23 protein-coding genes are annotated in these 23288 nt (G+C 65.6%); 11 read left to right on the forward strand and 12 right to left on the reverse strand.

The window, feature by feature from the left end:
* The first annotated feature begins 104 nt into the window (after positions 1-104).
* Both rplK and rplA read left to right on the forward strand, forming a co-directional pair.
* On the forward strand, positions 105-536 hold the full coding sequence (rplK, locus tag C8J47_RS12970) for a 50S ribosomal protein L11 (RefSeq protein ID WP_056047586.1): 432 nt from the start codon (positions 105-107) through the stop codon (positions 534-536).
* Between the two features lie 4 nt (positions 537-540).
* Complete coding sequence (rplA, locus tag C8J47_RS12975) at positions 541-1233, forward strand: 50S ribosomal protein L1 (protein ID WP_056047582.1); 693 nt, start codon at positions 541-543, stop codon at positions 1231-1233.
* A gap of 250 nt (positions 1234-1483) precedes the next feature.
* Here the strand turns inward: rplA and C8J47_RS12980 are convergent, their stop codons facing one another.
* Both C8J47_RS12980 and C8J47_RS12985 read right to left on the reverse strand, forming a co-directional pair.
* Positions 1484-2707, reverse strand: coding sequence for a hypothetical protein (locus C8J47_RS12980; protein ID WP_147454326.1), 1224 nt, complete (start codon positions 2705-2707; stop codon positions 1484-1486).
* A 20-nt stretch (positions 2708-2727) separates the two neighbouring features.
* On the reverse strand, positions 2728-2994 hold the full coding sequence (locus tag C8J47_RS12985) for a hypothetical protein (protein ID WP_121885992.1): 267 nt from the start codon (positions 2992-2994) through the stop codon (positions 2728-2730).
* 468 nt (positions 2995-3462) lie between these two features.
* Here C8J47_RS12985 and rplJ point away from each other — a divergent pair, with 468 nt between their 5' ends.
* Positions 3463-3978, forward strand: a complete 516-nt coding sequence (gene rplJ / locus C8J47_RS12990) for a 50S ribosomal protein L10 (protein ID WP_055879768.1) — start codon at positions 3463-3465, stop codon at positions 3976-3978.
* Between the two features lie 64 nt (positions 3979-4042).
* A complete protein-coding gene (gene rplL, locus C8J47_RS12995; protein ID WP_056047577.1) occupies positions 4043-4417 on the forward strand; it encodes a 50S ribosomal protein L7/L12 in 375 nt (124 codons plus the stop codon).
* Positions 4418-4710: 293 nt separating this feature from the next.
* Here the strand turns inward: rplL and C8J47_RS13000 are convergent, their stop codons facing one another.
* From C8J47_RS13000 to C8J47_RS13015, 4 genes are all read right to left on the reverse strand, one after another.
* On the reverse strand, positions 4711-5553 hold the full coding sequence (locus C8J47_RS13000; protein WP_121885993.1) for a hypothetical protein: 843 nt from the start codon (positions 5551-5553) through the stop codon (positions 4711-4713).
* Positions 5550-5768, reverse strand: a complete 219-nt coding sequence (locus tag C8J47_RS13005) for a helix-turn-helix transcriptional regulator (RefSeq protein ID WP_121885994.1) — start codon at positions 5766-5768, stop codon at positions 5550-5552. Before C8J47_RS13005 ends, C8J47_RS13000 begins: the two co-directional genes overlap by 4 nt.
* On the reverse strand, positions 5768-6283 hold the full coding sequence (locus C8J47_RS13010; protein WP_121885995.1) for a DUF2975 domain-containing protein: 516 nt from the start codon (positions 6281-6283) through the stop codon (positions 5768-5770). The genes C8J47_RS13005 and C8J47_RS13010 overlap by 1 nt, the downstream gene beginning before the upstream one ends.
* Before the next feature lie 102 nt (positions 6284-6385).
* Positions 6386-7780, reverse strand: coding sequence for a hypothetical protein (locus C8J47_RS13015; protein WP_121885996.1), 1395 nt, complete (start codon positions 7778-7780; stop codon positions 6386-6388).
* Between the two features lie 412 nt (positions 7781-8192).
* Here C8J47_RS13015 and C8J47_RS18940 point away from each other — a divergent pair, with 412 nt between their 5' ends.
* Positions 8193-8603 (forward strand): hypothetical protein, encoded by a 411-nt coding sequence (locus tag C8J47_RS18940; RefSeq protein ID WP_147454327.1) that lies wholly within the window; start codon positions 8193-8195, stop codon positions 8601-8603.
* A gap of 228 nt (positions 8604-8831) precedes the next feature.
* Here C8J47_RS18940 and C8J47_RS13025 read toward each other — a convergent pair whose 3' ends face one another.
* Positions 8832-10106, reverse strand: a complete 1275-nt coding sequence (locus C8J47_RS13025) for an amidohydrolase family protein (protein ID WP_183129107.1) — start codon at positions 10104-10106, stop codon at positions 8832-8834.
* Between the two features lie 121 nt (positions 10107-10227).
* On the opposite strand from C8J47_RS13025, the gene C8J47_RS13030 reads away from it, so the two are divergent.
* A complete protein-coding gene (locus C8J47_RS13030; RefSeq protein WP_147454328.1) occupies positions 10228-12636 on the forward strand; it encodes a hypothetical protein in 2409 nt (802 codons plus the stop codon).
* A gap of 132 nt (positions 12637-12768) precedes the next feature.
* Here C8J47_RS13030 and C8J47_RS13035 read toward each other — a convergent pair whose 3' ends face one another.
* Positions 12769-13830: an SDR family oxidoreductase gene (locus C8J47_RS13035; protein ID WP_121885999.1), complete on the reverse strand. Its 1062-nt coding sequence runs from the start codon at positions 13828-13830 to the stop codon at positions 12769-12771.
* 95 nt (positions 13831-13925) lie between these two features.
* On the opposite strand from C8J47_RS13035, the gene C8J47_RS13040 reads away from it, so the two are divergent.
* The 3 genes from C8J47_RS13040 to C8J47_RS13050 are packed head-to-tail and all read left to right on the forward strand — an operon-like array spanning position 13926 to position 14892.
* The gene (locus C8J47_RS13040; RefSeq protein ID WP_121886000.1) at positions 13926-14303 is read left to right on the forward strand and encodes a helix-turn-helix domain-containing protein; all 378 of its coding nucleotides are present in this window, start codon (positions 13926-13928) and stop codon (positions 14301-14303) included.
* A gap of 43 nt (positions 14304-14346) precedes the next feature.
* Entirely contained in the window at positions 14347-14577 is a 231-nt protein-coding gene (locus C8J47_RS13045) for a hypothetical protein (RefSeq protein ID WP_056047557.1), read from the forward strand.
* A gap of 27 nt (positions 14578-14604) precedes the next feature.
* Positions 14605-14892 carry a hypothetical protein gene (locus C8J47_RS13050; RefSeq protein WP_056047554.1) on the forward strand — a complete coding sequence of 96 codons (288 nt, stop codon included), beginning with the start codon at positions 14605-14607 and terminating at the stop codon, positions 14890-14892.
* A gap of 108 nt (positions 14893-15000) precedes the next feature.
* Here the strand turns inward: C8J47_RS13050 and zwf are convergent, their stop codons facing one another.
* The 4 genes from zwf to C8J47_RS13070 form a co-directional block, all read right to left on the reverse strand.
* Entirely contained in the window at positions 15001-16500 is a 1500-nt protein-coding gene (zwf, locus tag C8J47_RS13055; RefSeq protein WP_259467539.1) for a glucose-6-phosphate dehydrogenase, read from the reverse strand.
* Positions 16501-16583: 83 nt separating this feature from the next.
* Positions 16584-18131, reverse strand: coding sequence for a sodium:proton antiporter (locus C8J47_RS13060; protein WP_121886002.1), 1548 nt, complete (start codon positions 18129-18131; stop codon positions 16584-16586).
* A gap of 314 nt (positions 18132-18445) precedes the next feature.
* Positions 18446-19228, reverse strand: a complete 783-nt coding sequence (locus C8J47_RS13065) for a SapC family protein (protein ID WP_121886003.1) — start codon at positions 19226-19228, stop codon at positions 18446-18448.
* A 62-nt stretch (positions 19229-19290) separates the two neighbouring features.
* Positions 19291-20718: an FAD-binding oxidoreductase gene (locus C8J47_RS13070; protein WP_121886004.1), complete on the reverse strand. Its 1428-nt coding sequence runs from the start codon at positions 20716-20718 to the stop codon at positions 19291-19293.
* Positions 20719-20828: 110 nt separating this feature from the next.
* Here C8J47_RS13070 and C8J47_RS13075 point away from each other — a divergent pair, with 110 nt between their 5' ends.
* Positions 20829-21305: a hypothetical protein gene (locus tag C8J47_RS13075; RefSeq protein ID WP_259467540.1), complete on the forward strand. Its 477-nt coding sequence runs from the start codon at positions 20829-20831 to the stop codon at positions 21303-21305.
* Positions 21306-21579: 274 nt separating this feature from the next.
* On the forward strand, positions 21580-23286 hold the full coding sequence (locus tag C8J47_RS13080) for a DEAD/DEAH box helicase (RefSeq protein ID WP_121886005.1): 1707 nt from the start codon (positions 21580-21582) through the stop codon (positions 23284-23286).
* Positions 23287-23288: the final 2 nt, after the last annotated feature.

A 23288-nucleotide genomic window follows, 5' to 3' on the forward strand; every position in this document is an offset into this window, starting at 1 on the left:
TTCACTGTTGGAATTGCGGGAGGTCGCCGAGAGGCAGCCGCCATTACCGCTAGGCTCACCGGGCGAGGCGCTGTTGCGCTCAAAGCCCAATATAAGAGAGTGACATGGCTAAAAAGATTACCGGATACATCAAGCTGCAGGTCCCTGCAGGCGAGGCAAAGCCCGCGCCGCCGATCGGGCCTGCGCTGGGTCAGCGCGGCGTGAACATCATGGAGTTCTGCAAGGCGTTCAACGCCGGCACGAGCGAACTGAAGAAGGGTATGCCGATCCCGACCGTCATCACGGTCTATGCGGATCGCTCGTTCTCGTTCGAGACCAAGACCCCGCCAGCATCGTACCTGATCAAGGAGGCCGCCGGTCTCAAGTCGGGTTCGAAGGAGCCCGGCAAGGTCGTCGCCGGCACGATCAAGCGCTCGCAGCTGAGCGAGATCGCCACGACGAAGATGAAGGACCTCAACGCCAACGATATCGACGCTGCGACGAAGATCATCGAAGGCAGCGCCCGCGCAATGGGCCTCGAAGTGGTGGAGGGCTGAGATCATGGCTAAGCTGAGCAAGAAGCAGAAGGCCGTCACGGTCGACCTCGTCAAGCTGCACGGCATCGACGAGGCCATCGGTCTCGCACGGTCGGGCGCCACGTCGAAGTTCGACGAGACGATCGAAGTCGCGCTGAACCTGGGCGTCGATCCGCGTCACGCAGACCAGATGGTCCGCGGCGTGGTGACGCTGCCCAAGGGCACCGGCAAGACCGTCCGCGTCGGCGTGTTCGCCCGCGGCGCGAAGGCTGAGGAAGCCCTCGCAGCAGGCGCAGACGTCGTCGGCGCCGAAGACCTGATGGAAATCATCCAGGGTGGCACGATCGATTTCGATCGCTGCATCGCGACCCCGGACATGATGGGCATCGTCGGTCGCCTCGGTAAGGTGCTGGGTCCGAAGGGCCTGATGCCGAACCCGAAGCTCGGCACGGTGACGATGAACGTCGCCGCCGCGGTTCAGGCAGCCAAGGGCGGCCAGATCGAATACCGCGTCGAGAAGGCCGGCATCATTCATTCGGGCATCGGCAAGGCGTCGTTCCCGGCAGAAGACCTGCGCGCGAACTTCGACGCACTGGTCGACGCAGTGGTCAAGGCCAAGCCGACCGGCGCCAAGGGCAAGTACGTCCAGAAAGTCGCGATCTCGTCGACCATGGGTGCAGGCATCAAGGTCGACACGACCGAGGTTGCTGGCGCGTAAGCCACATGTGGCTAGCGAAAGCTAGCCACGAGACGGCGAAAGCGCGGTCGGCGCGGGCAACCGCGACCGACGATGCCAGAGACGGGGACGGGATTTACTCCCGTCCTGCCGCTGAGAGTTGAGAAGGGCCGGGAGCGATCCCGGCCCTTTTTACGTGAAACTTCGGACAATGCCTAATCACGCATTTCGTTTATTCCGGCACGTAAGCAACCATCCGATCAGAGCGCACTACGCTATCGCCGACGAACGATTACTTGCATGGCACGACATACGGGCTAACGCTTGGCTTGGACGTGATGGCGGCAGCGCCTACCTGAAAAAGCACACCATCCTTACCGATCGTGCCCGCACGATTCTGGTCGAGCCAACCGGCAAATTGCTGAGCCCAAGCGTAATTGTCGAACACTAGGATATGCGGCGTGCCCAGCACAGGCTTGACGCTGAGGCCTTTACCATCGGCCGCGACGATCTGCCATAAGGGTCGTTGGGTTTCGTCTTCGCGGACCAACGTGTGGATGGCGGCCTTGGTCGTGTCCCCGATCAACGCGACCGTCTGCTTGCCTTCGGTATAATATTCGCTGCCGGATACGACGTGGCGCAGGAGATAGCGCATCGTAACGGACGCCTTCAGCGCGCATTTTTGCGACAGATACGTATTCTCAAGGTCGATCGACGCGGTTTTGGCCGAGCGTACCACCCCCTTGGCAACAAGGTCCTGCCCGACGGCAAGAAAGACCTGCATGACGACCGCGCCGTTTGCCGGTTGCTTGGGAACGATCGTCAGATTGATGATCGTGTTGCCAACGACGTCGAGGCCCCGCTCGCTTTCCCGGATGATCGTCATCGTCTTCGGCTCTATATCGACGTTCAGCTTCTCATATTGCTGGACGATATCGGCGGTCGTCGTGTGGCTGCGCGATGCCTTGCCGGCTATGCCGACATCGCCGAGCGCCTTGATCGGCGGCGCCAAACTGACGTCGAGCGATGCGTCGCTGGTCGTCGAGAGCTTCGCGATGTCCTGAACCTGGTTGTCGGTCGCGACGACGGTGTAGCCGGCAAATTCGAACGCATCCGCGACGGGCACGATCGTCACGACCGTCGATATCAGGCGGTCGCCGACACCCGCATCGCGCGGCTTTTGCACCGACACGACGAGCGTTCGATCAAAGGCCGGAAGAATAGTCGGCCCGAGGCCCCGCTCGCCCGCGATCGGCGCAGCCAGCGTCTTCCGCAGGGTAGACGCGTCGTCCGCGACACTCATCTGGGCGATATACGCTGCTTGTCCCTCCCCCGCGAGATCGCGCAACCGCGTCGACGGCCGCGCTTCCACCGGCGTCGCGAAAGAGTATACCGTCACTTTCGGGTACTCGGCATCCGGCCCCTTCGGGCTCGGTATCTTCGCACCCATCGGGCTGGCAACCAGTGCCGCCCAGCGACGATCCTCTGGATGCGCACACGCGCTCAGCGAGAGCACCCCGAAAAGATATGCCTTTTTCACCGCCCACCGCCGGCCGGAAACTCGGCTTGGTAGTCTGTCGTACGCAACGTGCAGACATAGGCGTCGAGCGTACCGCCACCGAATTGCGACTCGACATCACGCCGCGCGAGAGGAACGATATCGGCGCGTGGCCATGAAGCAGCGGCGGATGACGGATCGACCGAAACAATACCCATCAATGTCGCGAACTTGTCCAATACCGCGACTTGTACGGGATCCTGCGCCGTGTAGTTCAGATAATGTTTGAGTATCAGTCCGAACATGTCCGCCCCCTCCAGCTACCGATATACTCGCACTCCACTGGAGGAGCATATTCGGAGGACAACCAATACTCCTGATCAAGTCTGCAGAGGGAAATACAGTATCCGTTTTGGCGGCACCTGTGCTTTCAAAGGATGTGCCCAACCATTTCGGCACAAACTGTCCGCCACATCGGGTAGCGCGGATCGAGGCCACGCATATCCGTTGACTCCCCCGCCAATTCCGCTACGGCGCACCTTCGTTCGACGGGCTTGCTCGTCGAACTCCGTCCGAGACAGTGGGTGCACGGGATTTGCCGGTGCTTAATCTCCCACCTAGACGGGGAATGAGATTTTGTCGGCCCATCTGCGTGCCGCCCCTCTCCCATGCCCCATCGACGAGACACCCCGGAAGCGCGGGTTTGTCTGCGCCTCCGGTTAGTAACCGGGTCCACTGCGCAAGCGGTGAACTCGTAAAACGTGGAGAATGGCATGGATCGTGATCAAAAGACCGCGGCCGTAGCCGAGCTGAACCGCACCTTTTCCGAGGTCGGCGTCGTCGTTGTCACGCGCAACCTCGGCCTGACCGTCGCACAGTCCACTGTGCTGCGGAACAAGATGCGCGACGCCGGCGCGACCTACAAGGTCTCGAAGAACAAGCTTGCCAAGATCGCAATGGACGGCACCGACTACAGCTCGCTGGGCGACATGCTCACGGGTCCGGTCGGTCTGGCCAGCTCCATCGATCCCGTCGCGGCCGCCAAGGTGGTCGTGGAATTCGCGAAGACGAACGACAAGTTCGAAATCGTGGGTGGGGCGATGGGCGCGACGACCCTCGACGTCGACGGTGTGAAGGCGCTCGCAACGCTGCCCTCGCTGGACGAACTGCGTGCCAAGATCGTTGGCCTCATCGTGGCACCCGCCACGAAGCTGGCAACGATCACGCAGGCTCCGGCAGCGCAGCTCGCGCGCGTGCTTTCCGCCTACGCGGAGAAGGAAGCCGCCTGATCTTGCAGGCCTTTCGTTACCTTTTTGAACTGATGGGGCCGATGCCCCGAGATGGAGATTTATCATGGCAGACCTGAACGCGCTCGTTGAGAGCCTGAGCGAACTGACCGTTCTCGAAGCAGCTGAGCTTTCGAAGCTGCTCGAAGAGAAGTGGGGCGTTTCGGCCGCAGCAGCGGTCGCAGCACCGGCAGCAGGCGGCGGCGCCGCTGCTCCTGCAGCAGAAGAGCAGACCGAATTCGACGTCATCCTGACCGGCGACGGTGGCAAGAAGATCAACGTCATCAAGGAAGTCCGTGCGATCACCGCGCTCGGCCTGACCGAAGCCAAGACGCTGGTCGAGTCGGCTCCCAAGGCCGTCAAGGAAGGCGTGTCGAAGGACGAAGCAGCCAAGATCAAGGCTCAGCTCGAAGCAGCTGGCGCTACGGTCGAGGTTAAGTAAGCCGCAGCTGGAGAGACGATTTAGCGCAGGCTAAATCGCACTCCAGCAAGGCCGGCCGGCGGTGCCTGCACCGACCGACGAAGCAGGGGCTTTGCCCCTGCTGGCCGCAGCTAAGATAAAGGGCGGCCCCAGCGATGGGGTCGCCCTTTTTTGTTGTATGTCGCGAGCATTTCCCCACCGCTCCGGCAAAGGCCGTAGCTCAATTGGGAGGCGGCGCTAACGAAGCGCGACGCACTTCACGACGGATCGCCCCTTTGGGCCCCGGCCTCCGCCGGGGTGGTGAGAGCCGGCGGTCAAGCAGTTTGGATTTCGAAGCGTGGCGCATCGTCCGCCCGCTCCATCGTCGCATCCAGATCGCGCGGGTGCACGGTCCACCCCTTCCACGTCAGTCCGGTTCTCACGCCAACAAACAAGGCCGAGCCCACCAGCGCCGCGAACAGCCCGACCCACAGCGCATCGAACACCATCAGCGCCCAGACGATCGGCAGCGGCTGGCCCAAGGCGAGCTTGTGATTGGCCATGTGCAACGCCTGCGCCGGGCCGAACGCGACGGCTGCCAAGACGCTGAGGACGATCCCGGCGGGCAGCAGCGACGTCATCGCCCGCTTTGGCGTCACCGACGCGTCCTCGATCAACGCACCGACGACGTAGATCAGGAAGCCACCCTGGATGATCCCCGAAACGATCTGAAGCGGAACGGCGATCGCCGGCGGCAGACCGTGCTTGTCCAGCCACATGAACGGCGATGCGACCGCCAGCCCCACGACCAATCCGACGACCACCCGGACGAAGGTCATCGGCGCAACCAGCAATGTCCGACGAACCGACCGTACCGACCAGAATCGCGCGACCGCGAGAATGCCGATGACGAACCCCGCGATCTTCACGTAGCCGAAGCCCCAGCGTAGCGGATCGTTGGCGAGCGCACGAAACTGCTCGACCGATACGAACATGCCGAGGTGGATTTCCGCGATATGCTGCAGAAACTCCGGCACCACCGCGATCGCCAGGACGAGCGGCGCCGCCTTCACCGCGCGTCCGCCAAGCCGATAGGTCTCCACGATGGCGCGCCCCATGCCGAGGATGGCGCCGACGATGCGCCGCCCGATCCCGAGTCTTTCGCTACGATCGCTCATGCCGTTTCCCCCTCTGCTGTGAAACTCAGAATGTCGCCCGGCTGGCAGTCGAGCGCGGTGCAGATCGCCTCCAGCGTCGAGAAGCGGATCGCCTTGGCCTTGCCGGTCTTCAGGATCGACAGGTTCGCGATCGTGATGTCGACCGCCTGCGACAGTTCGGTCAGCGTCAGCCCACGCGCCGCGAGCATGCCGTCGAGCGTGACGATGACGGGCATCAGACGGTCATCGCCAGATCGTCGCGCATGCCCGCCCCCACGCGGAACACGCGGGCGAGCACGAACAGCATGACGACGCCGATCCAGCCGGTGAAGCCCGGCACCCACGTCGCGTGATCGACACCGATCTGGTCGAGCGCGAGCACGATTCCGCCGAAAGCGAGATCGAACAGCTGAATCGCGAACAGCGCCCAGCCGATCCGTTGGAGACGGTCGGCATTGGCGACGACGAACGGGTCGCCCGCGCGGACCGTCGCGAGGATCGCGAGCAGCGGATTGAACAGGTGATAGACCGCAACGCAGGCGACGAAGCCGAGGACGCCCGTAAGCCGCAGCAGCCCGATCGTCTCGCCGATGTAGTGGCCGTGATATTTGGTGACGAGCCGCGCGGTGAGCGCGTCGCCGAACACGAACGAGGCGACGATCGCGACCGCGAACCCGACCGCGACGGCCCAGTTCAGCCAATTCGCAAACCGTACCAGACCGCTGGCGACGACGAGAACCCGATCCTGCATGCCATTCTCCGTTTATCGATAAACGATATGTATCGTTTATCGATAAACGTCAAATGACGAGAGCGTACGTCTTCTGATCGATCGCAGGCTACAGCCTGGGGATCAGCGCTCGAACGTCGCCGCGTGAGGTCTTGCCGCGACGGTGGTGAACATCTTCGCCGGGCCGTCTAGCCAGAACGGAGCGAGCTTGGCGGAGTCGGTACGCTCGATACCGACCACCCACGCGCGAGCGGTCTGCGCGTCGTCGCCGGCCGTCGCATAGAGAATATTCGTCGCGAGAACGGGCACGAACATCGGGCGGTTGGCGGCCGTCATCGTGCGGATCGCCTCGCGCGCAATCGCGGCGACGGTGCGGATGGTGCGCGTTTCGCCTGCGGCCAAGGCGAAGGGCGGCGCGGCGGGACGGACCACGGGCGCGGCGTTGAACTGCGCAAGGTCCATGTCCTGATCGGCATGCGCGGTGAGCAGCGCGACGCCGGTCCGGATCGCCTCGGCCGATGCGGCCCCCGTGTTGGTGATGATGAGTTCGCACTCGACGGTGGCGCTGAGCATATTGAGGCCCGCGCGCAGGGGGCGGAGTTCGCATGTCAGTCGTGCGCGGGCGGCAGCAGGCGGCGTAGGCGCGACCTTCGTCCTAGGCTCGAGAAATTTGGGTGCGCTCGCGGGTATGGCCGCACCGGCTACGGCGACCGGTGTGACGGCAGGCGAAGCGGGCGTCGACGATATCACCGGTTCAGCGGGAGCCGGGGGAGTCGGAGCGGCGGGCTCGGGGGCAGGCTCGGGGGTAGGCTCGACATAGGCTTCGGGTTCGATTCGGTCGAATCGACTGCCGCGCGGTTTGCGGCGGAGTGCCCATAGCGCACCGAGAACCACGACGATCGCCGTCAGCGACAGCCACAGCGGCATCGACCTGCCCGTTTCCGGCGCGGAGAGCGTGGACTCGGGCGTCGCGGTCGGTGTGGCGGGTTGCGGCGCAGCTTCGGAGGGGGCGGTCGCGCTCGGCGAAGACTGGGGAGCCGGCACGGGCTCTTGCGTCGGCGCCGTGACGGGCGGCTCGGCAGGCGTCGACGTCCGCGTCTGGTCGGGCTCCGACGTCCGCGGTTGGGTCGCAGTTTCCGACGTGCGGCGGTTGGCCGCGCGTTCGCCGGTCGTTCGATCGGTCGCTGCTGGATTGGTAGCCGGGCGATCCCTTGCCGCGCGGTCGGAGGCGGTGGTGGTCGTCACGCGTGGTGGCGACGCGTTACGCGGGACCGGCGCGGTTGTCGGCGATGGGGTCGGCGATGCGCTCGGCAGGACGATCGTCGGTGCGGCGGGGACCGGTATCGAGCTCGCGTCCGGGGTCGGCTGTGTACCGGGCGTCTGGAGACGCTCCAGGCCGCGTACTGGTGCGGCTGGCTCGGTCTGCGCGGCTGCCGATGTCGCGGCAGTGCCCAGGACGGTCCCGAAGACTGTCATGGTGGCGAGCAGGGCGGCCAGCGCCCCGCGGTCGGTCGTCATCGTCGAAATCCCCTGCGCGCGGTCTCGCGGCGTTGTGCTCGGGGGAGGCTGAACCTGCTGCGACGGCAAGCCGTCATGCGACGAACCGCGCCTAGGTAACGATGAAATGCCGACGGCCCGAATCGGTGAGCAGGGTGTCGACACTGGGCGTCTGGAACGCAGTGTCACCGCGGCCTTCCCCCTTGGGCGTGGGCCTTCGACAGGATTGTGCGGAGGGTTGATAGAGGAGTTGCGGTGCTGCGGCTGTCGGTACCGCGCTGCGGAACTCGCTGGTGCGCGGCAGCTTTCCGAAAGCAGCCTGAGCGCTACCCCTCACGTATAGAATCGCTCATCGATCGCCACTTAATCACGGATGCTACTCACATCCCGGTATATGCCGAAGGCAACTACATGATTCCGGCGGGAGGTTGAGTTGGACAACAGACAACAGACCCTTGCTCTGATCGAGACGGTTGGAGCCAACCCACGCGAATGGGACAAGTACATCGAAGCACTATTCAAGCCGCTCGACACATTGTCGGCCGACGATTGGTGCGCGGTAAAGCGATCGGCGTCACCAAATTTCCGGTACGCTGTCATGAGACAATACCTCGGCCACATTCGGCGGATGTACACCGCCGCAGCGCCAGAGGCGACGCGGATGGTCGAACGTGGCGTGGCTCTGATCCTACTCGAAGGATTCGAACTGGATTATCGCGAGACGACGCTGCTGGTGGAGGATTTTGTGAAGACCACTGGTGCGACGGTAACGCAGTTCACCCGTCGCGCGCGGCAGTGTGACGCTGCGGCGCTGAAACATATCCACGGGCTTTATCAGACCTAATAGGCTGCTGAAAAAGTGCGTGCCAACTATGCATCTGATGCAAAACTCACATATCTTACATCACACCAAAGATCTCTGAAGTCTGCGCATTTTTGTGATGCATATGTCCGATTCATTGCTTGAGTGGTGCTTCCGCGAAGGCGGCATTTCAGCGTTGCGAATGTAGCGCGTGTCATTCCTGGCCCCCGCTTTCGCGGGGGAACCAGACGCTGTTCCGGTCCGCGTGACTTAGTGGGCTGCGACGACGACCGCGCCGCCCTTCATGACGAATGCAGGGTGCTCCAACTGGCGGACGTCGGCGAGCGGGTCGCCTTCGACCGCGATCAGGTCGCCGAAGCGGCCGGGCTGGATCGCGCCGACGTCGGCGGCGCGTCCGAGCGCGGTCGCGGCACTGGAGGTGGCGGCCTGGATCGCCTCCAGCGGCGTCATGCCCCATTCGACCATCTTGGCGAACTGGAGCGCGTTGTTGCCGTTGGGGTAGACGCCGCCGTCGGTGCCGAACAGCATCTTCACCCCGGCGGCGTGCGCCGCGCGGAAGGTCTGGCGCTGCTTGAGGCCGATCGCGCGTTCCTTTTCGAGGCTTTCGGCGAAGACGCCGTTCTTCGCGCCCTCGGCGAGGATATAGTCGTCGTCGTAGATATCCATGTCGAACCACGCGCCGCTGGCCTTGGCGAGCTTGAACGATTCGGCGTCAGCCAAGCTCGCGTGTTCGATCGTGTCGACACCCGCGCGGAGTGCGTCGTTGATGCCTTCGGTGCCGTGGGCGTGGACCGCGACCTTCATGCCGAGCATGTGCGCTTCGTCGACGATCGCCTTGATCTCGGGGAGGCTGATCTGCTGTGCGCCGACGCTGTCGGTCTTCGACAGGACGCCGCCGGTCATGCAGACCTTGACCACCTCGGCGCCGTATTTGCGGATCGTCCGTACGGCGCCGCGGAATTCATCGGGCGTGTTGGCGATCTGCGGGTGCGGGACCTGGATCGAGGGCGGGAATTCGGTTGCGTCGCAGTGGCCGCCGGTCGCGCCGAGCGCGTAAGTGGCGGGGACGATGCGCGGGCCGGGGACGTAGCCGCGCTCGATACCCTGCTTGAGCGCGACGTCGTCGTAATTGGCCGAGCCGACGTTGCGCACGGTAGTGAAGCCCGCGTCGAGCGTTTTGCGCGCATTGGCGACGCCGACCACGGTCCAGAAATTGTCGGTGAATTCGAGCGTGCGATACCCGCTGAGCGTCGGATCGCTGGTCAGATGGACGTGCATGTCGATCAGGCCGGGAAGCAGCGTGCGCTCGCCCAGATCGACGCGTTCGGCACCGGTGGGCACGGCATCGCCTTTGCGCCCGACCGCGGTGATGCGGCCGTCGACGATCGTCACCTGCGGGTTGTCGACGCGCTTGCCGGCAAGGACGTCGATCATGTGCGCTGCGGTGACCACGACCGTCTTTGCGTCCGCGGTGGTGGCCGTGCCGGCAAGCAAGGCTGCGGCGAGAATCCTGGCGATCGTCATGTAGTTGTCCCCTTCCCCGAGTAGCGCTTCGTGTGCGGCACCGCGCGGGTTGGATCAAGGGGGCGATCGACGCGCCGCGCTTGCCCTAATCTGGACACCGGCGCAGGTCATCGCTGCGCCCATGACGACGAGACTCACCCCGATGATGCTTCGCTTTCTTCCGCTCTGTGCTCTGGCCGCGGCGCTCGCGCCGACGATCGCCAACGCCGATCCCGCGCCGTTCGACCTGACCGGGCCGAATTTGCGCGTCGGCGTGACGCACGGGACGACGACTCTGCCGATCGCGCAGGTGCCGCGGCTCGCGACCGGCGACCGCGTGACGATCGCCGCCGACCTGCCGACGGGCAAGAAGGACGATGCCGAGCGCTATCTGCTGGTCGCGGGGTTTTTGCGCGGTGCGACCGAGCCGCCGCCGAAGTCGTGGTTTTACAAGGCCGAGACGTGGAAAACGAAAAAGGCCGCGCTGACGTTGAAGGTACCTGACGGGGCGCGGCAGTTGGTGGTGTTCCTTGTGCCCGACAGCGGTGGGTTCGATACCGTCGTCGCGGCGGTCCGCAAGCAGCCGGGAGCGTTCGTCCGCGCGGTCCAGGATCTCGATCAGGCGTCGCTTGATCGCGCGCGGCTTGATGCGTTTCTCGATAGTATTCATGCGCTGGAGCGGACGCGGCCGGAGCGGATCGAAGCGGTATCGCCGCTGCTGTCGCGCAGCCTGTCGATCAAGCTGAAGGCGGAATGCCTCGATCTCGCCGCCGATCTGCAAGCCTCCTGCCTCACGCAGAGCCGCGATTCGCTGGTGCTGGCGGATGGCCAGAGCTCGACGCTGGCAGATACGCTGGTGGGGGCACCGACCGACCTGGCGCTGCAACTCAGCGCGACGCCGGCGGGCGGGCTTGGGTACTACAGCCCGTATATCGGCGTAGTGCGCGATCTGGCGAAGATCTTCGGTGCGTTCCAGTCGACGCAGTTCCGCTATATTCCGGCATTGGCGCGGTTGCATGACGATCGGATGGCGTTGTTGCTGAACGCGGCGCCATCGTTCGCCAGCCCGAAATCGGTGATGGTCGTCGCGATGCCGGTGATCGAGACGGGCACGCCGCAGACGCCGACGTTGCGGCGCGCGGAGGCGGACCGGCTGGTTTGCGCGGCCAAGCCCGACCTCGTGCTGCCGGTCGAGGGCGCACCACTGATCTATGCGACCAAGTTCGCGCACGACATGAGCCTGCGGGTGACGACGCCGCAGGGTGGCGTGGTCGAACTGCCGGTGCAGGCCGATGCCGAGCGCGGGGGGTATGTCCTCGATCAGGTCGGGATGCAGACCGCGGGCTTGAGTTCGGTGACCGATGCCAAGCTGCACGGGCGTTGGGGGTTCACGCCGTTCGACGGTCCGCAGTTCCGCTTGCAGGTGCCGCGCGCCGGCGGGTGGACGATGGTCGATACCGATCCTGAGAATCTGGTGGTTGGGCGCGACAATCCGGTGGCGCTCGCCGGGCCGACGCCAAGCTGCGTCGAGGCGGTGACGCTGACCAGCGCGGCGGGCGACGTGCCGCTGGCGTGGACGACCACTGGCGACCGGATCGGACTGACGCTGCCACTCGCGAAGACCGCGCCGGGAAAATTGACGCTGCTGGTCAAGCAATACGGGGTCGAAGCGCCGGAGAAGATCGCGCTAACTGCGCTCGCCGAGGCGGGACGGATCGATGGCCTGACGCTGTATGCGGGCGATACGGCGGGAACGCTGGCGGGAACCCGGCTCGATCTGGTCGCATCGATGACGGTCGACGGCGTGGCGTTCAAGCCGGGCGAGGTCGTGCGCGCGGACAAAGGCGATCTGCTGCCGCTCGCCGCCGATACGAGTCCGGCGCTCGCGGCGGGTCAGACAAAGACCGCGCTTGTCACGCTGACCGGTGGGCGGAAGCGATCGGTGAAGTTCACCGTCGCGGCGGCGCGGCCTAAGGCGACGCTGATCGCCAAGAGTGTGGTTGCGCCCCCCTCCCCCGGGCTTCCCGTCGTGCTGGCCGGCGATACGGCGATCGCGCAGGATGCCCGGCTGACCTTCTCGCTGCGTGCGGAGGGAACGACCCGGTTCGCGGCGGGGGAGAGCGTCGAGATCGGCGCGGTCGCCGGCGGGCCGACGATGAGCGTCGCGTCGGGGCGCGGGCTGACCGTGCAGGACGAGCGGATCGCGGTGGTCTCTGTCGAGCCGGGCAAGGCGCTGGGGGTGTCCGCGCATGGGCCGCTCAGGTGGCGGCTGCTGCAGGACGGCGTCGCGGGCGACTGGGTGCCGTTGACGAGCCTGGTGCGCGTGCCGGTGCTGGCCGGGGTGACGTGCAAGGACGTCTGTGCGCTGGCGGGAAGCGACCTGTTTCTGATCGATTCGGTGGCGGCGAATGCGGGGTTCGCGGACGCGGTGCGGGTGCCGGAAGGGTTTACCGGGGCTTCGCTGACCGTGCCCAAGCCGGTTGGGGATGCGCTGTTTCTGAAGCTTCGGGATGATCCGGCGGTGGTGGCGACGGTGGCGGTTAAGCCGTAACGCCTTAACCCACCCTCACCTTCCGTCATCCCCGCGGAGGCGGGGACCCATATTCTCCGACGGTCGTGCACGATCGCATGGCCAGCCGGTATGGGTTCCCGCCTTCGCGGGAATGACGGAATAGAGCGGTATTTACGGGATCAGCCGATCCGCACGCAGTTCCGCGAACAGGTCGAAGAAGGCGTCATCCGTGGGCTGGTATTCCTTGAAGCCCAATCGGCGGCTCTTGCCCATGTCCGTTACCACCTCGATCGGGCGGCCGAGATCGGCGTCGGTGTGCCACGGCGAGGCGAGCCGCGACAGGTCGGCTTCCGCCAGACCTTCGCGCGCGGCGATCTCGCGCCAGACGCCGGCATCGTCCTTCATCTGCTCGTCGAGCGTGAGCACGGTGCCGTCGAACGGGGCCGGCTCGATCCCGAACCACTCGGCGATGCGGCTCCACATCCAGCTCCAGCGGAAGACGTCGCCGTTGACGACATTGAACGCCTCGTTGCGCGCCTCGGGGGTGGTCGCCGCCCAGATCAGATGATCGGCGAGCATCGTCGCGCTGGTCATGTCGGTGAGACCGTTCCACTGCGCGGCCGAGCCGGGGAAGCGGAACGGGCGACCGGTCTCGCGGCATAGCGTCGCGTAGACCGCGAGCGTGGTTCCCATGTTCATCGCATTGCCGACCGCCTTGCCGATGATCGTGTGCGGGCGGTGGACGCTCCAGCCAAAGCCGCCGCGCTCGGCGGCCTCGAACACCGCGTCTTCCTGCGCGTAGTAGAAGTTCTCGACGTCGAGACGGCCCTGCTCCTCGCGGAACGGCGTCTGCGGGAGGACGCCCTTCCCGTAGGCCTCGAACGGTCCGAGGTAGTGCTTGAGGCCGGTGACGAGAGCGACATGGCCAACGCTACCTGCTGGCGAAAGCGCGCCGAGCAGGTTGCGCACCATGCCGCCGTTGACGCGAATGTTCTCCGCTTCGCTGTCCTGCCGCGACCAGGTGGCGATGAACACCGCGTCGGGCTTGAGGCCGGTGAGCGCCTTTTCGAGGCTGGCAGGATCCTGGAGGTCCGCCGCGACGGGCTGGACGCCGTCCTGCTCGGTCGGGCGCCGCGCGAGACCGTGGACGGTCCAGCCCGATTTCACCAATGCCGCGGCGGTCGCGCTACCGACGATCCCGCTTGTCCCTACTACCAGTGCCGTCTTGGCCATCTTCAGCTCCTTATCTGCTCGCTACCAGCTAGGCACCGAACGCACGCGCTTCTAGAAGGCACCCTTTGGGGACATAGGCACCGGAAGGTATCCACATGCAGGCGGGAACGGCCGACGAGGAATGGCGCGAAAATTGCGCGCCGCGGCGGACGCTGGAGCTGTTCGCGACCAAGTGGACGAGCATGATCCTGCATACGTTGCACGTGCGGCATGACGGGCCGGCGCGGACCGGCGTACTGCTGCGATCGATCCCCGGCATCTCGAAGAAGATGCTGACGCAGACGCTGCGCGAGATGGAGGCGGCCGGGCTGGTCGTGCGGACCGTCCACGGGACGGTGCCGCCCGCGGTGGATTATGCGCTGACGCCGCTCGGCGCGCGGTTCGTCGAGCCGGTCGAGCTGCTGTACGATTGGGGGCGCCGGAATGCCGATGCGCTCGATGCGTTGCAGGCCAAGCCGACCTCGCGACGGTAACGACGGTTTGCAGTGACGATCCGCTTGTCGCTATGGGGCGCGGATGACCGCATCGGATCTCCAGAGCCTGTTCGTCACCAACCTCGTCCGGTACAATAGCGGCGACCGGCGGCGGTGGCGGCTGATCGTCGGCGATGTAAAGGTCTATAGCCTCGCGACGCACGCGCATTGCAACTGGGCGGTGACCCCATCGGGCAGCGCGAGCGAGGTCGACGCGGTCGAGCGGCTGGCGGACCGGCTGCGCGAAGATCATCCCATCATCACCGCCGGCTGACGGCTTTCATCTACGCAGGAGCGACATATGGCGAAGCAATATTGGGCGCAGATCATCGAACTCGATGAGGAAATGACCGCCGCTACGATCCCCGGCGCGACCGATCACGAGGATGCGGCGGATTCGCTGGTGGCGGATTTCGTCGGCGCGATGGGCGGCGAGATCACGTCGGGCGCGGTGCGCGTCTGGGTGCAGGGTGGGGTCGAGAAGGTCTATGACTGGAAGGCGGACTTCACGATGCCCGACATGGACGAGATGGGCGACGAGGACGAGATGGAAGTCGAGGGCGAGATCGAGCTGACTGAGCGGGTTTGAACTAGCGCGGCGTCACCTTCTCGTCATCCCAGCGAAAGCTGGGATCCAGAGCCACGCAGCATTACACACTTGGCTCTGGATCCTGACTTTCGTCAGGATGACGACGTATCAGGGGACCGTCTTCCCCGCAGGCGCGAGTTCGTGCCAGGTGTGGTCGTCGTGCGCGAGTAGGGCATCCGCTGCGGCAGGTCCGAGCGTGCCCGCCTCATACGGCTCCGGCATCCCGGCGTCATGCGCCCAGAGGTCGAGGAACGGTTGCACCGCGGCCCAGCCCGCCTCGATCGCATCCGCCCGCTGGAACAGCGTCTGGTCGCCGACGAACAGGTCGTAGATCAGCGACTCGTAGCCGGTCAGATGACCGATATCGAATTCGTCGGCATACCGGAAATCGAGCGCGATCGGCGCGGTTGCGACCTCAAGACCGGGACGTTTGATGTTGATGTCCATGCTCAGCCCCTCGTCGGGCTGGATCTGGATGATCAGGCGGTTGGGCGGCAGCATGTCGGCGGCGGCTCCAGGGAACGACGCGAACGGGACCGGCTTGAAGGTGATCGCGATCTCGGTGTCGCGACAGGTCATCGCCTTGCCGGTGCGCAGGTAGAACGGCACGCCCGCCCAGCGCCACGTATCGACCATCAACTTCAGCGCGACATAGGTTTCTGTCTTGCTGTCCGGCGCGACGTCAGGGCTGGCGGTATAGGCGAGCACGTCGGCCCCTTTCACCTTGCCAGCGGTATACTGCCCACGGACGCCGTTGCGCTTCGCCTTGCCGGGCGAATAGACGCGGACGGCTTTGAGGACCTTGCCCTTTTCGTTGCGGATCGCCTCGGCATCGAAGCTCGCGGGCGGCTCCATCGCGACCATCGCGAGCAGCTGGAACAGGTGGTTGGGGACCATGTCGCGGAGCGCGCCGGTGCCGTCGTAGAATTTGCCGCGGGTGCCGACGTCGACCGTCTCGGCGGCGGTAATCTGGACGTGCGCGATGCAATCCGAATTCCAGACGCGCTCGATCATCATGTTCGCGAACCGCGCGGTCATGATGTTCTGGACGGTTTCCTTGCCGAGGAAATGATCGATCCGGTAGACCTGCGCTTCACCGACCTTCGACAGGATGCGCGCGTTGAGCGCCTGCGCGGAGGCGAGATCATGCCCGAACGGTTTCTCGATCGCGATCCGGCGGAACGCGTGCGGCGCTTCCGCCATCAGGCCGTGGTCGGCGAGCTTGTCGACGATGTCGCCGAAGAACTTGGCCGGCACCGCGAAGTAGAATGCTACGTTGCCCTTCACGCGGGCCTTGAGTTGTTCGTAAACCTCGTCTTTCGTGAAATCGCCCTGGAGATAGCCAACGCGGTCCTTGAGCCGCGCCCAGGCGTCGCCCTTCTCGCCGGCCCCCTCGCCGCCCTTCGCATCGAAGCTGCCGAGCGCCTTGCGCAACGACTCGTCGTTCCCCTCGTCGATACCGACACCGAGCACGTGGAAATCGTTACCGACCAGCCCGAGCCGGGTCATGTTGATCAGCGCCGGCATCAGCAGCCGACGGGTCAGGTCACCGAATGCGCCGAAGATCACGAGCGTCGTCGGCGGTGCAGGCTTCACGGACTTGCTCACGAATTCGCCTCGGACATGCATCGACCCTTTCTACGGTGGTTTCTTCAAACCGCGTAGCGCGTGCCGATGTTCCGCGCTTGCCCTCAGGTCGCCGTGAGGATGTTGTCGCCGAACGCGCGCGCGTCGACCTCCGCCCAGTCGAGTTCCTCCTGGAGGCGGCGATAGACGTCCTCCGCTACCTCGCCCTTGTCGCGCATTTCGTGGAGCACGACGCGCTGGCAGGCGATCATCTCAAGGTGGAGTTCGTCGAATTCGGAGGTCGCCTGTGGGTCGTCCGCTTCCGCGGTGACCTTGCCCGCCGCGCCGTAGCGGAAGCGTAGCGCATCCGCCGCCTTGCCTTCGCGCGCGGGCAGCACCGCGAGGCCCGCATCGATCAGTCGCTTGCGCGCGGGGGCGATCTCGTCGGCGAGCCCGGTATCCTCGCCGAGATCGAGACGGCGGATCAAGGGGCCGAGCGTGAGCCCTTGCAACACGAGCGTACCGATGACGACGGCGAACGCGGCGAGAACGATAAGGTCGCGCCCCGGCACCGATCGCGGCAGCGCGAACGCGGTCGCTAGTGTCAGCAGGCCACGCATACCCGACCAGGACAGGATGATCGACGCGTTCCACGGGGGAGGCTTGGGCAGCCAGGACGGCGCGTAGCGGCTGGCGATCACGCCCTCGACGAACCGCACAAAGAACACCCACGCGACGCGCGTGACCAGCACGGTCGCCAGCACCGCGGCGGCAAACCCGATCGCAGGCCAGCGCTGGGCGGCGGGCAGACCGACCAGCACGTCGCGCGATTGCAGCCCCATCAGCGCGAACGCGATGATATTGAGGACGAGCACTGCCGCCGACCACACTGCCGCCCCCTGCAACCGGTCGCGCGCAGGCTGGACGATCGGACGGCGCTGCGACACGATCATCCCGAACGTGACGACCGCCAGTACCGGCGAGATATGCAACCGCTCGGCGAGCAGCCAGATGCCGAACGTCACCGCGAAATCGGCGAGGCTCGCGCCGAGCGTGCCTGCGAACAGCGGCGCGACGCGGAGGTAGAGCCACGACGCAATGGCCCCGAACACGATTCCACCCGGCACTGCGGCGGCGAGCGCAAGCGGCGTCACCGGCGTATCCGAATGCGTCGCGAACGCCACCGCGAGGCCGAACAGCAGCAGCGCGGTGGCGTCGTTGAGCAGGCTCTCGCCCTGGAGCAGCAACAGGCCGCGGCGCGGGATGCCGACTTCGCCGAGCACCGCTTCCGAGGCAGCGGCGTCGGGCGGCGCAACGATCGCTCCGAGCGCGAACGCGGCGGCGAGCGGCAATCCGCCCAGCGTCACGCCGACCAGCGCGACCGCCGACGCCGTGACAAGTACGGCGAATACCGCGAGGCTCAGCAGCGGGAACCAGTGTCGCCGCAACGCGCGTGGGCTGGTGTAATAGGCGGCGTACAGCAGCGCGGGGGCGATGAACAACGCCAGCGCCAGATGCGGCTCGACCGTGATCTTCGGCGCGACGGGCAACGCGGCAAAGCCGATCCCGGCCGCCGCCAGCAGGGTCGGATAGGGAACGTTCAACTTGCGCGCGAGGACCAGCAGGACCAGCGCGGCGAGCAGGATCGCGTCGAGGCTTTCGAATACTTCCACGGGCACGCAACGGGTGGAAGGAGCGAACGGGCCCGACGCATCGCGCAGGCCAAAAAAAACCACCCCGTGCATGTCGCACGGAGTGGCCTAGGTTCAGGGAGGAGGGACGCTAGAAGCGTCCCGTACGGCGCCGCGAAAGGGGGGGACACGATGCCGTACAGGATCTAAATGGGTGAGCGCCGATTTGGTTCAACCCTTGTTGCACCGCACTGCAAATAATTTTGCTAAATCCGTACGTCCGGGGTCGAGCGGCACCGGTATCGAGGACGACCCGTAGCGCACTGCGCGCCACGGGTCGTCCTCGTGGGAAAGCCTCAGACGTTGAACTGCGGTGCGGCCATCTGCGGCTGCGGGGTCTGGCCGAGCTGGGCCTGGCGCGCGAAGATGTCGCGCATCAGCGACAGCGAGAACAGGTGCGCATACAGCAGCGGCAGCATGCCCGACTTGCTCATCTTGCGCAGCGCATCGCCGCGCAGGTCGATCAGCTTTTCCTCGTTGATCATCTGGAAGCCGCGATAGACGAACGGCTGGTCCGCGCCCTCGGGCTGGATCGTGACTTCGCCGTCCATCAGCAGCTCGAGCTCGCGCAGCTCGTTCATGAAGTTCTGCGTGCGCGCGCCGGCCTGTTCGAACGACTCGTTGAAGCCGAGGATGTTCTTGGTCAGCTCGGTCGGCTGGCCGTTCTCGAACAGCGCATCGCCGTCCTCGAACTCGCCGAGCGCCTGCGAGGTCGGGTCGAAGCAGAGCGACAGTTCCTGCGCTTCCGGGTGCAGGCGCGCAAGCATGTACGGGTAGCGGCGGACATAGGCGGGCACGTAGAACGTGTTCTCGGTCAGCTTGCCGTCTTCGCCGACGAACACGTTGACGCCCTCGTTCAGGCCCATCAGCGCGAGCGGGATCGCGTCGTCGCCGACCGAGAAGACGATCGGCATGTGACGCTGGACCAGCGGAAACTCGTCGACGGTGATCGGGATCGCATGCTGGCCGACCAGGAACGGCGCGCTGTCCTGCGGGCGGACCTTGTAGTTCGCGTGCGTGTCGCTCGAAAGCGGCTCGAGGCCATTGTAGAAAAGCGGAAGCTGGGCGGTGCTGGCCATGTTACTCTCCGGATCGGTCGGTCGAAATGCCGGTGGCTCATGCCACCGATTGGGGCGAGGCTCTATGGTGCGCCGGGCGGGCGTGCAAGTGTGACGAGCTTGCCGGGGTTGAGGATGCCGAGCGGATCGAGCGCGGACTTGATCGCCCTGAGCGCGGTCATGCGGGCGGGCGACGAGAGGCGTTCGAGTTCGTCGCGCTTCATCTGGCCTATGCCGTGCTCCGCGGAAATCGAGCCGCCGGCCGCCGTCACGAGGTCGCCGACGAAGCGGGTGACGACCGGCGCGTCCTCGGCATACCAGCGCGCGGGGTCGGTGCCGGGGGCGGCGCGGACGTGGAAATGGACGTTGCCGTCGCCGAGATGGCCGAACCCGCTGGCGTGCGTACCGGGGAAGCGCACATCGCACGCCGCCGCCGCCTCGATCATGAAGCGTGGCATCGTCTCGACGGGAATCGAGATGTCGTGCTGCGTTGCAGGGCCAAGCGCGCGTTCGGCGGCGGAGAGCGAGTCGCGGAGCAGCCAGAATGCGGTGGACTGGGCTTCGCTGGTGGCGATCGTCGCATCTTCGATCGCGCCGTCCTCAAGGGCTTTGCCGAGCAGGCGTTCGAGCAGCGCGGACGGGGACTCGCCTTCGGTGGTGGCCGAGGTCGCCTCAATCAGGAGGTGCCAGGGGTGGCGGCCGGCTAACGGCGCGCGGGTGTTCGGGAGGTGGGCGATGGCGGCGTCGAGCGACTCGGCGGGGAGGATCTCGAAGCTCTCGATCGCATCGGTCTTCGCCTGCATCGTCCGCAGGAGTTTCAGCGCGGCCTGGGGCGAGCCGATGCCGACCCATGCCGTGCCGCGCGCTGCAATTGCGGGGGCCAGGCGGAGCGTGGCGGCGGTAACGATCGCCAGCGTGCCCTCCGCGCCGATGAAGAGCTGGTCGAGGTCGTAGCCGCGGTTGTCCTTCTTAAGTGCGGACAGGCCGTCGTAGATCGTCCCGTCGGCGAGCACCGCTTCGACGCCTGCGACGAGGCCGCGCATGGTGCCGAACTTGAGGACCTGCGTGCCGCCAGCGTTGGTCGAGACGAGCCCGCCGATCGTCGCCGTGCCGCGCGCGCCGAGCGTCAGCGGGAAGCGCCAGCCCTGCCCTTGCGCGGCGCCGTCGAGGTCGGCGAGGATCACGCCAGCCTCGGCAATGGCGAGACCTGCGTCGGCGTCGAGGCTGCGGATACGGTTCATCCGGCGCAACGACAGGATTAGCGCGCTGCCATCGGCGGGAGCGGTCGCGCCACCAACCATCGAGGTGTTGCCGCCCTGGGCGACCAGCGGCACGCGGTGCTCGGCGGCAGCCGCGACGATCGCCGCCACCGCCGCGGTCGAGCTCGGTGCGAGCATAGCGGGCGCGGCGCCGTGGAAACGGTCGCGCCAGTCGTGCAGCCAGGGGTCGATATCGGCCGGGTCGATGACGATCGCCTTCGGGTCGAGTTGCGGCGCGAGCGAGTCGAGCATGGCGGCTTGCGAAGGGGTCAGGGTTGCTGTCGGAAAAATGGCCACGGGCCACGCGCTAGACAAAATTCATCGCGCGTTCAACGATCGGCCCTAACGGTATCGACAGCATCATGATCCATCTAGCGATTCCCGCCACCCTGCTTGCCCTGGCAGGCCCCGCCGCCGCTGCGGCCGCAACGCGGGACACGCCTGTGCGCCCGGTGCAGACCCGTGTGTCCCGTCTGCAGATCGCGCAGATCTCGATCCACGAGCGCATCATCATCCGCGTACCCCGGATGAACCGGACGACGATGCGGACGCTCGACCGGTCGACCGAATGGAAGGAGCACAAGGGCCCCAAATGCATCGCGGTGGCCGAGATCGCCGGGGCGATGCTGAACAAGGACGGTGCGCTCGATCTGCTGATGGCCGACCAGACCAGGCTGCGCGCGCGGCTCGATGGCGATTGCCGGCCGCTCGATTATTATTCGGGCTTCTATCTGAGACCGGGGCCCGACGGGATGGTCTGCAAGGCGCGCGATGCGATCCGGATGCGCTCGGGCGCGCGGTGCGAGATCGATGGGTTCAAGAGTTTGCGGCCGAAGTAGTAGCGGGGGCCGGCCAGTCGCGTGTGTGGCGAACGCAGTCTGACTTCGCTCCGTCATGCCTGACGAAATCAGGATCCAGAGTAACTGACGGTACGCTGCTTGGCTCTGGATCCTGACTTTCGTCAGGATGACAGGGGGTTTTGCGGAAATATGCCGCTCACCGCCCCCTCCCCACCTTCGTTTCACCGCGTTTCCTTGACATTTGTCGCTAAATCGGCGAGCGCAAAAACGCTTGAGGGCAGTGCATTTCACCCTCTATTTACCGGACATTTGCATGAGTTTTGCCGATCTCGGCCTCTCCGACGAACTGCTGAAGGCAGTCACCGACTCCGGCTATACCGAGCCGACCCCGATCCAGGCCGGCGCGATCCCGTCGGTGCTGATGATGCGCGACATCATCGGTATCGCCCAGACGGGCACCGGCAAGACCGCGTCGTTCGTGCTGCCGATGATCGACATTCTCGCGCATGGCCGTAGCCGCGCGCGGATGCCGCGCTCGCTGATCCTCGAACCGACGCGCGAACTCGCCGCGCAAGTGGCGGAGAATTTCGAGAAATACGGCGTCAATTCGAACCTCTCGATGGCGCTCCTGATCGGTGGCGTATCGATGGGCGACCAGCTCGCCGCGTTGGAAAAGGGCGTCGACGTCCTGATCGCGACGCCGGGCCGGCTGATGGACCTGTTCGGGCGCGGCAAGATCATGCTCAACGGCTGTTCGATGCTGGTGATCGACGAGGCGGATCGGATGCTCGACATGGGCTTCATCCCCGACATCGAGGAAATCTGCACCAAGCTGCCGAAGCAGCGCCAGACGTTGCTGTTCTCGGCGACGATGCCGCCGCCGATCAAGAAGCTGGCGGACAAGTTCCTGACCAATCCCAAGACGATCGAGGTGTCGCGCCCCGCGTCGACCAACCTCAACATCAAGCAGTATCTGGTGCCGGTGCCGAGCCAGACCGCCAAGCGCGAGACGCTGCGCCGCATCCTTGCGCAGGAAGAGGTGACCAACGCGATCATCTTCTGCAACCGCAAGACGACGGTGCGCGACCTCAACAAGGTGCTGAAGCAGGCGGGCTACAAGTCGGGCGAGATCCACGGCGACATGGAACAGCCGCAGCGACTGGCCGAGCTGGAGCTGTTCAAGACCGGCGCGGTGACGATCCTGGTCGCGTCGGACGTCGCGGCGCGCGGGCTCGACATCAAGGGCGTGTCGACGGTGTTCAACTATGACGCGCCTTGGCATCCGGACGATTACGTCCATCGGATCGGCCGGACGGGTCGCGCCGGGGCGACGGGGACGGCGTACACGTTCGTCGCGCCGGACGATGCCGAGAACATCGTCAATATCGAGAAGCTTACCGGGCAGACGATCGAGCGGTTGAAGGTTGCCGAGCCGAAGACCGCGCCGGTTGCCGTCGAGGCCGAGGAGGACGCGCCGCGTCGCGATCGGTCGCGGAGCCGTCGCGGGGGACGTTCGGAGGACGTGGCGCCGGTCGCGGTTGCGGAGGAGGCTGGTCGCGAGCGGCCGCGGACTCGCCGCGTACCGCGCGAAGACACGGTCGCGCCTGCGATCGTCGCCGAAGTGCTCGCCGCGGCCGAGCCGGTCGTGGTGGCCAAGCGCCCGCGCTGGGAGCGGACGCCGATCGACGAGCCCGTACCTGCGATCGCACCGCGCGTTGCGGAGATGGTGCGGGTTGCACCCGTGCCCGTCGAGCCTGCGCGGATCGAGCCGGAGTATGTGGAACCGGTTCGCGCCGCGCCTGTTCAGTCCGAGCCGGTCCGCTCGCAACCCGCTCGGAGCGAACCTGTTCGCTCCGAGCCGGCGCGGTCGGACCCGGCCCGTTCGGAACCGGCGCGGTCAGAGCGTATTCCGGCAGAACCGGATCGTAGTCGTCGCGAGCCGGTCGTCGATGCGCCGGCGGATGGCTGGAACGGGCCGTTCCCGAGCTTCCTCAATGCCGTGATCGGAGGATATGAATGATG

It is taken from the genome of Sphingomonas sp. PP-F2F-G114-C0414, assembly GCF_003688595.1.
GTDB lineage: Bacteria > Pseudomonadota > Alphaproteobacteria > Sphingomonadales > Sphingomonadaceae > Sphingomonas.

Bases quoted from the DNA above. Each gene is read 5' to 3' on its own strand.
- C8J47_RS13050 (WP_056047554.1), top strand. From the start codon at position 14,605: ATGGCGAAGCAATATTGGGCGCAGATCATCGAACTCGATGAGGAAATG.
- C8J47_RS13025 (WP_183129107.1), bottom strand. From the start codon at position 10,106: ATGACGATCGCCAGGATTCTCGCCGCAGCCTTGCTTGCCGGCACGGCC.
- rplJ (WP_055879768.1), top strand. From the start codon at position 3,463: ATGGATCGTGATCAAAAGACCGCGGCCGTAGCCGAGCTGAACCGCACC.
- C8J47_RS13075 (WP_259467540.1), top strand. From the start codon at position 20,829: ATGATCCATCTAGCGATTCCCGCCACCCTGCTTGCCCTGGCAGGCCCC.
- C8J47_RS13040 (WP_121886000.1), top strand. From the start codon at position 13,926: ATGCAGGCGGGAACGGCCGACGAGGAATGGCGCGAAAATTGCGCGCCG.
- rplL (WP_056047577.1), top strand. From the start codon at position 4,043: ATGGCAGACCTGAACGCGCTCGTTGAGAGCCTGAGCGAACTGACCGTT.
- rplA (WP_056047582.1), top strand. From the start codon at position 541: ATGGCTAAGCTGAGCAAGAAGCAGAAGGCCGTCACGGTCGACCTCGTC.
- C8J47_RS13065 (WP_121886003.1), bottom strand. From the start codon at position 19,228: ATGGCCAGCACCGCCCAGCTTCCGCTTTTCTACAATGGCCTCGAGCCG.
- C8J47_RS13045 (WP_056047557.1), top strand. From the start codon at position 14,347: ATGACCGCATCGGATCTCCAGAGCCTGTTCGTCACCAACCTCGTCCGG.
- C8J47_RS13035 (WP_121885999.1), bottom strand. From the start codon at position 13,830: ATGGCCAAGACGGCACTGGTAGTAGGGACAAGCGGGATCGTCGGTAGC.
- C8J47_RS13070 (WP_121886004.1), bottom strand. From the start codon at position 20,718: ATGCTCGACTCGCTCGCGCCGCAACTCGACCCGAAGGCGATCGTCATC.
- rplK (WP_056047586.1), top strand. From the start codon at position 105: ATGGCTAAAAAGATTACCGGATACATCAAGCTGCAGGTCCCTGCAGGC.
- C8J47_RS13005 (WP_121885994.1), bottom strand. From the start codon at position 5,768: ATGCCCGTCATCGTCACGCTCGACGGCATGCTCGCGGCGCGTGGGCTG.
- C8J47_RS13015 (WP_121885996.1), bottom strand. From the start codon at position 7,780: ATGACGACCGACCGCGGGGCGCTGGCCGCCCTGCTCGCCACCATGACA.
- C8J47_RS13030 (WP_147454328.1), top strand. From the start codon at position 10,228: ATGACGACGAGACTCACCCCGATGATGCTTCGCTTTCTTCCGCTCTGT.
- C8J47_RS13000 (WP_121885993.1), bottom strand. From the start codon at position 5,553: ATGAGCGATCGTAGCGAAAGACTCGGGATCGGGCGGCGCATCGTCGGC.
- C8J47_RS13080 (WP_121886005.1), top strand. From the start codon at position 21,580: ATGAGTTTTGCCGATCTCGGCCTCTCCGACGAACTGCTGAAGGCAGTC.
- C8J47_RS13010 (WP_121885995.1), bottom strand. From the start codon at position 6,283: ATGCAGGATCGGGTTCTCGTCGTCGCCAGCGGTCTGGTACGGTTTGCG.
- C8J47_RS12985 (WP_121885992.1), bottom strand. From the start codon at position 2,994: ATGTTCGGACTGATACTCAAACATTATCTGAACTACACGGCGCAGGAT.